The organism is Sphingomonas sp. SP5 (assembly GCF_058313455.1).
The window spans coordinates 115,879-128,258 of sequence record NZ_JBZFLF010000004.1; the positions used below are offsets into that span (position 1 = coordinate 115,879).

Here is a 12,380-nt window from a genome sequence, read left to right on the forward strand (position 1 = left end):
GCATCAGGATATGAAACATAAAGTCGAACGGCTGCGACGAACCGAGTGGCGGCGCCCCGACGCAATGAGAGGATCGCGATGAAGACCGCCCTGTGGACCGCCCCGTGGACGCTGGCTGCCCTGGCGCTCACCCCCGCCGCTGCAACCGCGCAACAGGCTCCGCCTGTCCTCGCCGCCAAGCCGAATGCGCAGGCGACGCCGCCCAAGGCGTGGATCGACGCCACCACCGGGCACCGCATTGTCCGCATTTCCGACGAGCCGGGCAGCAGCAGCAACTATTTCAACGTCAACAGCTACACGCCCGACGGGCGCTGGATGGCCTATAGCTCGCCGAGCGGCATCATGGCGCTCGACCTCAAGACCTTCCGTTCGAAACTGATCGTGCCGGGCAAGGTCAGCCTGCAATTCGTCGGCCACCGCACCGGCACCGTCTATTATCTCACCGCCCTCGAACAGACGCAGGGCCACGACGCCAATTCCGCCTTCGTGCCGGGCGCCAAGGCACGCGCCGGCGCGGAGGCGGCACGCGGGCTGCGCGCGATCATGGGCTATGACATCGCGAGCGGTAAGAGCCGCCGGATCGCGACGCTGGAGCCCGGCTATTCGATCGCCACGATCAACGCCGACGAAACGCTGTTCGCCGGCGCCCGCAACACCGACGCAAACGCGGCCATCAGTCCGTCGAGCGTGATGGCCAACCGCGATCCGGCGAGCGAAACCGGCCCCAATGGCGAGAAGCTGACCTATGCCGAGGGGCGGGAGGTCCAGATCAACCGGCGGCTGATGATGAAGATCCCGATGGAGATCTTCACGATCAACATCGCCACCGGCGCCAGGAAGACGATCACCGCCTCCACCGACTGGCTCAATCACCTGCAATTCTCGCCGACCGACCCCAATGTCCTGCTGTATTGCCACGAGGGCAATTGGCACGTCGTCGACCGGCTATGGCTGGTCCGCGTCGACCGGCCGGATACGCCCAAGCTGCTGCACAAGCGGACGATGAACATGGAGATCGCCGGCCACGAATGGTGGAGCCACGACGGCAAGACCGTGTGGTACGACCTGCAGACCCCGCGCGGCGAGGATTTCTGGGTGGCGGGCTATGACATCGGCACGAGCAAGCGCCGCTGGTATCACCTCGACCGCAATGCCTGGGGCGTGCATTTCAACAGCTCACCCGACGGTGCGCTGTTCGCCAGCGACGGCGGCGATCCCGAGATGGCCGCGCACGCCCCCGACGGCAAATACATCCAGCTGCTCAGGCCCCGTGCCATCCCCGATGTCGCGGGCATCCATGCCGCGAACAGCACCGACCTCATCACGCCGGGCGCATTTGACCCCGAACGACTCGTGGACCTCAGGAACCACGATTATCGTTCGGAGCCGAACGCGAGCTTCACGCCAGACAGCAAATGGCTGGTATTCCGGTCGAACATGTGGGGGCCGGGCCACGTCTATGCCGTGGAGATCGCCAAGGCGGCGCGGTGAACCGGGCGAGCGGCGCGCTGCTCAGTGCCGATCGTGATGCTTGGGCTTGACGCTGGTCAGCTTGCCCGAGCGCGGATCGGCGTGGAATTCGTACAGGGCACCGCGCTTGGTCATCTCGCCTTCCCAATGGCCATCGTCGGCCTCGACCTTGGTCATGCGATACCCCTGCTTCGCCAGCGCGGAGCCGAGCTTCGCCTGGCTGATCCAGCCGCGGCCCGGCTGATCCGCATAGGCCGGCGTCGCAACCAAGCAGATCGCCGCGATCATCAATCGTTTCATGACAAACTCCTCGATAAGGCCATGAAAACTCCCGGCCGCAAGCAAGGGTTGCAGCCTCACAATTCGAAACAATCGACAGGTATTTCATTGCCTTAACTGTGCAACTCGCCGAATCGGCGACGATTGTCGCTGTCCTGCGCGCGGAACACGGTGGATGGATCGCGGGTTGCCCAGCCATGATCTCGGACGGCGACATCGTTCTTCGCCTGCTCGCCGCCGCAGCGGTCGGCAGCGCGATCGGCTTCGAACGCGAACGGCTGCTGTGGGCGGCCGGGATCCGCACGCACATGCTCGTCTGCGTCGGCGCATGCCTGGTGATGATCGTGTCGGCCTATGGCTTCGAACACGCCACACAGGCGCCGCATGTCGTGCTCGACCCTTCGCGGGTAGCGGCGCAGGTGGTGTCGGGGGTCGGCTTCCTCGGGGCGGGCGCGATCCTGCTGCGCGGCAACACCGTCCGCGGCATGACCACCGCGGCGAGCATCTGGGTCGTCGCCGCGCTCGGCCTGGCGGCAGGCGGCGGGCTGTATTTCGCCGCCGGCGTGGCGACCGTCGTCATCCTGGTGATCCTCGCCGGGCTGAAGCCGATCGAAGAGGCCTATCGCGCCCGTATCCAGAGCTATGCGCTGCGCGTCCGTGCCGAACGCAACGCGCTGACGCCGGAGGACGTGAAACGCCTGTTGCGCGTGCGTGGCGGGCAGATCAAGCGCCTGACCCAGACTCTGGCCGAGGACGGCATGGAGGATCACACCATCCAGCTTGCGCGCGTCTCGCGTGCCGATGTCGGGCTGGGCGCCAAGCAGCTCGGCAAGCATCCGGGCGTGCATTCCGTCAACGTGCGGCGGCGCGGCGGGGGCGGCGAAGCGGGCTGAACCGGCCCGCCTCGACTCGCCGGCGGCGCCTGTGATCGCCTGCGTCTATCGATACGAGTCCCGTCATCCGGTGCCTCCGATCGACCCGGCCGCGTAACGGTTGGTCGATTCCGACTGGCGGCGAACCGCGGGATGCGTATGCGGCCGCATCGGTTCAGTCCTGGACCGGGCGGCCGCGTGCCGTGCCCGAGCATCCGGACGAGACGTGGGAGGAAGACGGCAAGCCTTTTCTTCAAGCGTTCCCCAGCGCTTGTCGTGGCCCTCTTGCGCATTGGTGAATGTGATGAATGACGAAGTACGACGGTAAGTTGCTGTCGCGGGCCGTGGCTGCGGGTGCAGCCTTGTTCTGCACGCACATGGCCTTCGCCGCCGGCCCGGCCATGCCGCAGGAGCAGCAGCTTGCCCCGCTCGGTGCGCAGATCGCACCGACCCTGATGCCGGCGGTCCTGTCCTCCGGCCCGACGATCCAGCCCCTTCCCGCCGCGCCGGCCGCAGTCCCTGTCGATGCCCCTGACGCCGCGATCGACCCCCGCCAGATCGAATGTATCGCCAAGGTCATCCGGCACGAGGCGGCCAACCAGCCTGTCGACGGCCAGGTCGCCGTTGCCCAGGTCATCGTCACCCGCATGCAGGATGGCCGCTTCCCCACCACCCCCTGCGGCGTCGCCCGCCAGCGCGGCCAGTTCTTCGACATCGACGCCTATGACCCGCCGCGCAACGATGCGCGCTGGGCGCTGGCGGTCCGCATCGCCACCGACACGCTGGAAGGCGACAGCGACAACCCCGCCGGCGGCGCCTTGTTCTTCCACTCGGGTGGCGTCGGCATGCCGGGCCGTACCCGCGTAACGCAGATCGCCGACCACACCTTCTACCGCTAACGCGCGCCGGCTGCCGCCGGCCTGCCCCCGTTATCCCGTGAGGCGGCGGGATCGTCAGCCTGCGCCGGGTTCGCCGGGATGTTCGTCGCCGAAGCGCGCGGCGCGGGCGGCGTCCCACCATCGGTGCATGCGCGTGCGCAGCGCGTCGAGGTGGAGCGCCGCCGTCGTCCGCTGCCACTGCTCGATCGGCGCGCGCAGCCGCTCGGTGGTGGCGGTCGGCGTGCGCTCGTCGAGCCAGCCGGTCAGTGCCACCGCATTGCAGAGCGCCAGCAGCGCGGCCGCGATGCCGATGGCGATTGTCGTCCAGCGCCACGCATGGCGCCGGTCCACCGGATCGGCGGGAACCATCACCGGCGATCCGACCTCGGCGATCTCGCCCTGCTCTGCGCCCGTCGTCATGCGGCCCTCATGCTCAGAACTGATAATAGATGAAGGGGGCGACCCCTTCGGGCCGCATCGCATCGACGATCAGGATCAGCGCGCCGAGCGCGATCCCCACGGCCGGCGCCGGCCAGCGCCGCACCCGTACCGCGATCGCCGGCAGCAGGTTCGGCGGCACGAAGTGGATGGCGAGGCCGATCACCACCAGCCCCAGCGACAGCGGCGTCACCAGGGTGTTGTGCCAGCCACCGGTGGCGAGCGCATGCAGATAGGCGAATGCCGAGGCGATGTCCGGCGCGCGGAAGAAGATCCAGCCGAGCACGACGATGTGGAAGGTGACGAGCCCCGCCGCCCAGACGGGCGCCAGCGGCCAGCCCGCCGGACGATGCCGCGCCCAGAATCGCTCGATCCCCAGCCACAGCCCGTGCAGCGATCCCCACACCAGGAAGGTCCAGTTGGCGCCATGCCACAATCCGCCGAGGAACATGGTGAGGAACAGGTTGAGATAGGTGCGCGCCGGCCCACGCCGGCTGCCGCCGAGCGGGATGTAGAGATAGTCGCGCAGCCAGCTCGACAGGCTGATGTGCCAGCGCCGCCAGAATTCCTGCAGCGAGCGCGACCGGTAGGGCTGATCGAAATTGCGCGGGAAGCGATAGCCGAGCAGCGCGGCGAGGCCGATCGCCATGTCGGAATAGGCGGAGAAATCGCAGTAGATCTGCATCGCATAGCCATAGGCGCCGAGCAGCAGGTCGAAACCGGTGCGGCTGGCGGGATCGAAGAAGGCCGGATCGACCAGGCTGCCGGCGAGTTCGGAGGCGATCACCGCCTTCTTGAACAGGCCCCAGACGATCAGCAGCAGCGCCGCCGCCACCGCGCCCCGTTCCAGCCGCGGCGCGTGGCGGAACTGCGGCAGCAGGTCGGAGGCACGCACGATCGGCCCGGCGACGAGATGCGGGAAGAACGACATCAGCAGCATCAGGTCGAGCAGCCCCGCCGCCGGGACGCGGCGTTTATGGACGTCGACCAGATAGGAGATCGCCTGGAAGGTGAAGAAGGATACGCCGACCGGCAGCAGCACCTGCATCAGCGGCAGGTCGCGCGCGAAGCCGAGGCCGCGTAGCAGGAGCGCCATCTGTTCGAAGAAGAAGCCGGCATATTTGAAATAGCCGAGCACGGCGAGGTTGGCGGCCACGCCCAGCGCCAGCAGCCCGCGCCGCCGCCCCTCCGCTTCGCTTGCCGCGATGCCCCGCGCCAGCGCCCAATTCACCGCGGCGGAGGCGAACAGCAGCGCGACGAAGCGTCCGTCCCACGCACCGTAGAAGAACCAGCTCGCCATCAGCAGCGCGATCTTGCGCCATTCGTTGGAGCCGTTGAGCGCCCAGATCAGCGCATAGACGACGAGAAAGAACAGGCCGAAGCCGAGGGTCGGGAACAGCATGTCAGGGCAGCGGCTGGATGGTGGCGGGCGCGATGGACGGTGTCGTCAGCCCCGCGGCAAGGTCGAGGTCCTGCTGGAGCAGGCCCGCGATCACGTCGGCACCCGGACGCGTGAAATGGACATGGTCGCCGCGCATCCGCCCGGCGCGCGACCAGCCATCCGCGGTGCAGCGGCCGCCCATCCTGGTGCCCCAGTCCCAATAGGCGATGCCCAGGTCGTGCGCGCGGCGGCGCTGGATCGCCTGCACCTGTGCCAGCGCCGCGGGCGGCGCCCAGCCCGACTGCCCGGAACAGCTCGACAGCTCACCCGCCTCGCCACGCTGGAGTGCGGGCATGCTGGTCGCGCTGTCGGGGGCGCCGAGCAACAGGATCGGCACGCCGGGCGCCAGCCGACGGATGCGGCGGATGCCGCGTTGCAGGGTGGCGTCGTAATCGGCGGCGGAAAAGTTGGGCTTGAACGCCTCGTTGGTTCCGAAGGCGACGACGATCAGGTCGGGACGGGCGACTGCCAGTTCGCTCGCCAGCAGTCGCTCGTCGGTACGCTCGAAATGCACGAGTTGCGCGCCGACCACGCCCAGGTTGGAAAGCGTCACGCCGCCCGCCGCACGGCGCTCCACGGTCCATGACGTCAGCGTCACCGGGCCGCGCGTCACCTTGATCTCGGCATTGGTCGTCACGCTGCTGGTTTCGACGGTGTGGCAGGCGGGGCGCGGCACCAGCGCGTCGAGCGACCAGCTGACGCTGGTGGCGCCGACCGTTATCTGCACCGCCCCCGCGCCGGGCGCCGCCCAGCCGCAGAGCGTCAGCCGGTCGAACGCCTGCGTGGGCGTGTCGGCCGACAGCGCCAGCCACGCGCCGGGTGCAGCGGCACTGAGCGCATAACCCGACAGCCCGAGCGGCACGGTGGAGGCGGAGGAATAGCTCGAGCCGAAGATGCCACGCACCGACCAGTCCGGCGATTGCGCCGCGGTGACGCCGCGGGTGAGATAGCCCTGATACGGCCGGCCGGGCGCCAGCATGCCGCGCCCGGCACTGCCGTAGCGCGCCTGCAAGATGGCGCGCCACGCGCCGGTCACCTGATCGCCCGCAGTGTGGCTGTCGCCGATCTGCAGGATGCGCACCGGCTCGCCGCCCTGCCGGGCCGCCGCCAGCCGCGCGAACACCGGCCGCAGCCGGTCCGCGTCGCACAGGGCGGCCGTGCAGGGCGTCGCGGCCTGTGCCGCGGCGAGCGCCAGCAGGCCGGCGATCATGCGCCCTTCCCCTCGCCGGCGGGCGTGCGATGCGCCGCAGCGAACGCGCGTTTCGCGTAATCGCGGATGCGGGTCACCACGTCCGGCACGATCCGCTGATAGCCGATGCCGATCATGTGGATGCCATCGCCGGTGCGCACCAGCCGCGGCGTCCCCGATACCGGATCGGGCAGGTGGCTGGCATAATGCCCCTCCGCATCCACCGACCGCGCGCGCGTCGGGATGAACGGCACGCCGAGCGCCTTGGCGCGGGCGGCGAAGAAGGTGTTGAGCGCCTGCACCTTCGCATCCAGCGCCGGATCGCGCATCGCCGGCAGGCCGACCCAATAGACCTGCGCACCGGTGGAGCGCGCCACCGCCACGAACGCATCGACCCGCGCGCCGATGACGCGTTTCCAGTCATCGCTCATGAAGGTGTAGAGCTTGCCTTCCCACATGTCCTGCGCGTCGTTGACGCCGATGCTGATGACGGCGACGTCGATCGGATCGGCCGCCACTTCGTCCTTCGCGTGGGCGGTGAGGTCCATCACCCGGTAGCGGGTGAAGCCCGTCGCCTCGCGGCCGAAACGCAGCACCTGATAGCCTTCGGATTCGGGCAACAATCGGTAGAGCGCATCCCACACGCCGATACCGAAGCTGTCGCCGAAGACGCCGACATGGATCTTGCCGGTCCGGGCGACGCGGGCGACGACGCGCGGGTCGATGCCCTGCGGCGCAGCGGCCGGCGGATCGGCCACCGGCGCTTCGGCGGGAGCGGTCACCGCGGTGGACGCACCGGCCCCACTACCCGGCTGCACCGCGACCGGCGCCGGCGCGGGCGCGAAGCACAGGCCGACCGCGAACCCCGCCGCCAGCCCGACGACCAGCACCGCGGTACGATCCGCGATCAACCGCAGCGGTCCGGATGCGGCGACAGGTTCGGCGGATGGGCGAGCGTGATGATCGATGTCGGCCATGGTTCGTGCGATTCGCGTAAGGATGACGCCGGGCGGCCAGCGGTTGCGCGGAGGATCGCTCCGTCCGATGCTGTCCTGTCGGCGCACATACACGATGGCCTTCGCCGCACAACGTGGATCAAAGCGGCGATGGATCAAAAGTGCCGAACGGCCGACGGATGCCGCTCCAGGACGACCAGACAGCAAAAACCCCGCCAGCCCAAGGACTGGCGGGGTTTTCGATGGTGGGCGTGGCAAGGATTGAACTTGCGACCCCTGCGATGTCAACACAGTGCTCTACCACTGAGCTACACGCCCGCCGGAGGTGCGCCATTAGCCGGGCTTTTCAGGCCATGCAAGCGGTCAATTGCGCGAGGGCCCTCAATTCAGCCCGCTGGCGTTGCCGACCTCGAACACCCGATCCACCTCGGCGACGAGATCGCGCAGGTGGAAGGGTTTCGACAGGACGCGGGCATTGGGCATCTCGCGCCCCGCCTTCAGCGTCACCGCGGCAAAGCCGGTGATGAACATCACGCGCAGGCCCGGCACCATCTCGGCGGCGCGGCGGGCGAGTTCGATGCCGTCCATCTCGGGCATGACGATGTCGGTCAACAGCAGGTCGAACCGCTCCGTCTCCAGCAGCGGGATTGCCGCGGTGCCGCGATCGACCGGCGAGACGGCATAGCCGGCCCGCTCCAGCGCCCGCGTCAGATATTCGCGCATGACCTGATCGTCTTCGGCCAGCAGGATTCGGATCATCGCTCAATCGGTCCCTTGACGCGGAGCCCGACCGGTCGCGGCACCGCTGCGGCGACTTATGACGACGAGGGGTAAAGATTTCCAGCGCGCCCACCGTGCAAAACCGGTAAGGCGTATTCGCAGATGGACGCTTCGTTCGACCGGATCGACGATGCGGCGCCCGGCGGCGCAGCGGCCGGCGTGCCTGCCAGCCCGGTCGTGCTGTCGGTTCCCCACGCCGGCCGCGACTATCCGCTGGCGCTGCGTGCCGCGTTGCGGCTGCCCGCCGCCGCGCTGGTCGTGCTGGAGGATCGCTACGTCGACCTCGTCGCCATCGCCGCCCGCGGCACGCAGACGATGCTGGTGCAGCGCCGCGCCCGCGCGTGGATCGATCTCAACCGCGGCGAGGGCGAACGCGACCCCAAGGTCGACGAGGGCGTGCGACCCCAGGCCCAGCCCGCACCATCCACCAAGCTGCGCAGCGGCCTGGGCCTGGTGCCGCGCCGCGCGGGTGCGGCGGGCGATCTGTGGTCCCGCCGGTTCAGCGATGCGGAAGTGACGGCACGGATCGCGGCGGATCATCGCCCCTACCATCTTGCGCTGGAGCAGGCGCTGGCGGCGGCACGGGCACGTTTCGGCATCGCAGTGCTGCTCGACGTGCATTCGATGCCGCCGGTCGGCGACCATGCGCGGATCGTGCTTGGCGATCGCTTCGGCCGCTCGGCCGCCAGCCGTTTCGTCGCGCGGCTGGAGGCGGCGGCGGCGGACGCAGGGTTCTCGACGGCGCTCAACACCCCCTATGCGGGCGGCCACATCCTCGAACGGCACGCCGCCCCCGCCCGCGGCATCCACGCCGTCCAGATCGAGATCGATCGCACGCTCTACCTGGATCATGCGCTCGACGGTCCCGGACCGGGGCTTGCCCGCACCACCGCATTGCTGCGGCGGATGATCGCTGCGGTGGAGGATGAAGCGCGCCGCGCCTCCGATTGGCCGGACGGCATCGCACTCGCCGCCGAATAGCACAAAAAAACCACCCCGTGCTGAAAGCACGGAGTGGCCAAGGTTCAGGGAGGAGATACACCCGAGGGTGTATCATACGGCCTCGCGAAAGGGGGGACACGACGCCGTACAGAATACAAAATAGGCGAGCGGAGATTTGGTTCAACCCCCGCCCCGCCCGGAGGTGAATTTTTTCTTGCCGTCAGCGCCGCAGCACTGGCGCCATCCTGGCAAGAACCGTGTCGCGCAGGATCAGATGGTGGCGCAGCGCGGCGGCGATATGCAGCACGACCAATGCCGCCATCAGCCAGCCGAGCAGCCCGTGCGCATCGTGGCCCAGGTCCGCCAGCCGCTTGCCGACCGGCAGCCTCGGAATGTCGAACAGCCCGAACCAGGTCAGCGGCCGCTGCGGGCCGGGCGCGGACACCATCGCCCAGCCGGTCAGCGGCATGGCGATCATCAGGAGGTAGAGCGTCCAGTGGGTGGCGTGGGCGGCGCCCTTTTCCCAGGCGGGCGTGCCGGCGGGCAGCGGCGGCGGACGATGCGCCACCCGCCAGGCGACCCGCCCGGCGGTGAGGACGAGCACGGTGATGCCGATCGCCTTGTGCGCACCCATCAGCGCGCGCAGCGCCGGAATGCCGTCGTGGCCGATGCCGATGACGAGGTTGACGATCACCAGCAGCGCGATCGTCCAGTGAAAGGCGATCGCCACGCCCGAATAGCGGGTCCCGTAATCCAGCCGTGCCATGCCCGTCCCCCCATCGTGAGGACGGGACAGTCGGCGCGGGCGGGCGGGGGGTCAAGCCCCCGCCTCACCCGCCTGGCCGGCTCAGCCGAACTGCGGCTGCGGCTGCACCACCTTGCCCTGCTGCGCCTGGCGGCCGAACAGCTCGCGCATCAGCGACAGCGAGAAGAGGTGCGCATAGAGCAGCGGCAACATGCCCGACTGCGACATCTTGCGCAGCTGGTCGCCGCGCAGGCCGGCGAGTTTTTCCTCGTTGATCATCTGGAAACCGCGATAGACGAAGGGCTGCTGGTTCTCCTCCATCTGGATGGTCACCTCGCCATCCATCAGCAGTTCCTGCTCGCGCAGCTCGTTCATGAAGTTCTGCGTGCGGGCGCCAGCCTGTTCGAACTGTTCGGCGAAGTCGAGGATCGCCTTGGTCACCTGGCTGGGCTGGCCGTTCTCGAACAAGGCGTCGCCTTCGTCGAACGGGCCGATCGCCTCCGACGTCGGGTCGAAGCACAACGACAGCTCGTCGGCATCGGGACGCAGGCGGGCAAGCATATAGGGATAGCGGCGGACATAGGCCGGAACGTAGAAGTTCGGCTCGACCAGCTTGCCGTCGTCGCCGATGAAGACGTTGACGCCTTCGTTGAGGCCCATCAGCGCGAGCGGGATCGCATCGTCGCCGACCGAGAAGACGATCGGCATGTGACGCTGCACCAGCGGGAATTCGTCGGTGGTGATCGGGATGGCATGCTGGCCGACCAGGAAGGGCGCGCTGTCCTGCTGGCGGATGCGCCAATTGGCATGCGTTTCGCTGGAGAGCGGCTCCAGGCCGTTGTAGAACAGGGGAAGCGGCGCGCTGGCCATGGGAACTCTCTCCGTGGTCATGGGTTTCGCGGCGCAGCCGCGGGTTGGCGCGCTGCTCTATTGGCCCGGAGCGGCAGGCGCAAGCGCGACGAGCTTTCCAGGATTGAGGATGCCGAGCGGGTCGAACGCGCCCTTCACCGCGCGCAATGCCGCAAGCCGCGCCGGCGAGGACAATCGCTCCAGCTCGCCCAGCTTCATCTGGCCGATGCCGTGCTCCGCGGCGATCGAGCCGCCCGCCGCTATGACGAGGTCGTCGACGAAGCGGGTGACCACCGGCACATCCTCGGCATACCAGCGCGCCGGGTCGGTGCCGGGGGCGGCGCGGACGTGGAAATGGACGTTGCCGTCGCCCAGGTGACCGAAGCCGCTGGCATGCGTGCCGGGGAAGCGCGCCTCGCACGCCGCCGCCGCCTCGACCATGAAACGCGGCATCGCCTCGACCGGCACCGACAGGTCGTGCTGCGAGGCCGGACCCAGCGCCCGTTCCGAATCGGAGATCGATTCGCGCAGGCGCCAGAAATCCGCGGCCTGCGCCTCGCTCGCCGCGATCGTCGCATCGGCGACCAGCCCATCGGCGAGTGCATCGGCCAGCACCCGTTCCATCAACGCCGTGCCCCGGTCATCGGTATGTTCGATCAGCAGCTGCCAACGGTGATCGCCCGCCAGCGGCGCACGGCTGCCCGGCACATGCGCCAGCACCGCGGCGAGCGATTCGCGCGGCAGGATCTCGAAGCTTTCCAGCGCCTCGGTCGCCGCCTGGAAGCGGCGCAGCAGCGCCAGCGCCGCCTGCGGGTCGGCGGTGGCAGCCCAGGCGGTGGTCCACCCCGCCGGCAGCGGCACCAGACGCAGCGTCGCCGCGGTGACGACCCCCAGCGTGCCCTCCGCGCCGACCAGCAGCTGGGTGAGGTCGTAGCCGCGATTGTCCTTCTTCAGCGCAGCGAGGCCGTCGTGCACCTGGCCGTCGGCTAACACCACCTCCAGCCCGGCGACGAGGCCGCGCATCGAGCCGAAGCGCAGCACCTGCGTGCCCCCGGCGTTGGTCGACACGAGTCCGCCGACCGTCGCATTGCCCTTCGCACCCAAGGTGAGGGGGAAGCGCCGCCCCGCCGCCAGCGCGGCATCGTGCAGGTCGGCCAGGATCACCCCGGCCTCCGCCACCACCAGCCCGGCGGCGGCATCCATGCGGCGGATGCGGTTCATCCGCCGGAGCGACAGGATCAGCGCCGAACCATCGGCAGGCGGCGTCGCGCCGCCGACCATCGAGCTGTTGCCCCCCTGCGGCACCAGCGGCACGTGGTGCCGCGCGGCGGCGGCGACCACCGCGGCGACCTCCGCGGTCGTCGCCGGCGCGAGCAAAGCGGGGGCATCGCCGTGGAAACGACGGCGCCAGTCGGTTTCCCACGGGGCAATATCCTCGCGCGCGGTGACGATCCCCTTGGGGCCGAGCATCCCGGTAAGCGTTTCGAGCATGGCGGTCTGGGCGGGCGTCATCACGGCCGCCGCGCTACCCCGAGTTCATC

General features: G+C 69.1%; 13 protein-coding genes and 1 tRNA gene. 4 read left to right on the forward strand and 10 right to left on the reverse strand.

Going from position 1 to position 12,380, the window contains the following annotated elements; all coding sequences use genetic code 11:
* Window positions 1-78: 78 nt before the first annotated feature.
* Window positions 79-1,491, forward strand: coding sequence for an oligogalacturonate lyase family protein (locus AC4GY7_RS11400; protein ID WP_491114030.1), 1,413 nt, complete (start codon window positions 79-81; stop codon window positions 1,489-1,491).
* Between the two features lie 21 nt (window positions 1,492-1,512).
* On the opposite strand, the gene AC4GY7_RS11405 is transcribed toward AC4GY7_RS11400, so the two are convergent.
* Complete coding sequence (locus AC4GY7_RS11405; protein WP_491114033.1) at window positions 1,513-1,770, reverse strand: PepSY domain-containing protein; 258 nt, start codon at window positions 1,768-1,770, stop codon at window positions 1,513-1,515.
* Between the two features lie 176 nt (window positions 1,771-1,946).
* On the opposite strand from AC4GY7_RS11405, the gene AC4GY7_RS11410 reads away from it, so the two are divergent.
* Window positions 1,947-2,642: an MgtC/SapB family protein gene (locus AC4GY7_RS11410; protein WP_491114036.1), complete on the forward strand. Its 696-nt coding sequence runs from the start codon at window positions 1,947-1,949 to the stop codon at window positions 2,640-2,642.
* 287 nt (window positions 2,643-2,929) lie between these two features.
* Window positions 2,930-3,520 (forward strand): cell wall hydrolase, encoded by a 591-nt coding sequence (locus tag AC4GY7_RS11415; protein ID WP_491114039.1) that lies wholly within the window; start codon window positions 2,930-2,932, stop codon window positions 3,518-3,520.
* A gap of 54 nt (window positions 3,521-3,574) precedes the next feature.
* Here the strand turns inward: AC4GY7_RS11415 and AC4GY7_RS11420 are convergent, their stop codons facing one another.
* The 6 genes from AC4GY7_RS11420 to cpdR all read right to left on the reverse strand — a co-directional run bounded on the left by AC4GY7_RS11420 (window position 3,575) and on the right by cpdR (window position 8,282).
* Window positions 3,575-3,919: a hypothetical protein gene (locus AC4GY7_RS11420; protein WP_491114042.1), complete on the reverse strand. Its 345-nt coding sequence runs from the start codon at window positions 3,917-3,919 to the stop codon at window positions 3,575-3,577.
* Window positions 3,920-3,932: 13 nt separating this feature from the next.
* Window positions 3,933-5,339, reverse strand: coding sequence for an MBOAT family O-acyltransferase (locus AC4GY7_RS11425; protein ID WP_491114045.1), 1,407 nt, complete (start codon window positions 5,337-5,339; stop codon window positions 3,933-3,935).
* A gap of 1 nt (window position 5,340) precedes the next feature.
* Complete coding sequence (locus tag AC4GY7_RS11430; RefSeq protein ID WP_491114048.1) at window positions 5,341-6,588, reverse strand: GDSL-type esterase/lipase family protein; 1,248 nt, start codon at window positions 6,586-6,588, stop codon at window positions 5,341-5,343.
* Window positions 6,585-7,544, reverse strand: a complete 960-nt coding sequence (locus AC4GY7_RS11435) for an SGNH/GDSL hydrolase family protein (RefSeq protein ID WP_491114050.1) — start codon at window positions 7,542-7,544, stop codon at window positions 6,585-6,587. The genes AC4GY7_RS11430 and AC4GY7_RS11435 overlap by 4 nt, the downstream gene beginning before the upstream one ends.
* A 222-nt stretch (window positions 7,545-7,766) precedes the next feature.
* Window positions 7,767-7,841 (reverse strand) — tRNA-Val (locus tag AC4GY7_RS11440).
* Between the two features lie 63 nt (window positions 7,842-7,904).
* On the reverse strand, window positions 7,905-8,282 hold the full coding sequence (gene cpdR / locus AC4GY7_RS11445; protein WP_443583334.1) for a cell cycle two-component system response regulator CpdR: 378 nt from the start codon (window positions 8,280-8,282) through the stop codon (window positions 7,905-7,907).
* A gap of 123 nt (window positions 8,283-8,405) precedes the next feature.
* Between cpdR and AC4GY7_RS11450 the strand changes: the two genes are divergently transcribed.
* Complete coding sequence (locus AC4GY7_RS11450; RefSeq protein WP_491114053.1) at window positions 8,406-9,284, forward strand: N-formylglutamate amidohydrolase; 879 nt, start codon at window positions 8,406-8,408, stop codon at window positions 9,282-9,284.
* A gap of 181 nt (window positions 9,285-9,465) precedes the next feature.
* Here the strand turns inward: AC4GY7_RS11450 and AC4GY7_RS11455 are convergent, their stop codons facing one another.
* The 3 genes from AC4GY7_RS11455 to AC4GY7_RS11465 form a co-directional block, all read right to left on the reverse strand.
* Window positions 9,466-10,011: a cytochrome b gene (locus AC4GY7_RS11455; RefSeq protein WP_491114056.1), complete on the reverse strand. Its 546-nt coding sequence runs from the start codon at window positions 10,009-10,011 to the stop codon at window positions 9,466-9,468.
* Window positions 10,012-10,092: 81 nt separating this feature from the next.
* Window positions 10,093-10,860 (reverse strand): SapC family protein, encoded by a 768-nt coding sequence (locus AC4GY7_RS11460; protein ID WP_443583337.1) that lies wholly within the window; start codon window positions 10,858-10,860, stop codon window positions 10,093-10,095.
* A gap of 57 nt (window positions 10,861-10,917) precedes the next feature.
* Entirely contained in the window at window positions 10,918-12,351 is a 1,434-nt protein-coding gene (locus AC4GY7_RS11465) for an FAD-binding oxidoreductase (protein WP_491114668.1), read from the reverse strand.
* Window positions 12,352-12,380 lie beyond the last annotated feature (29 nt).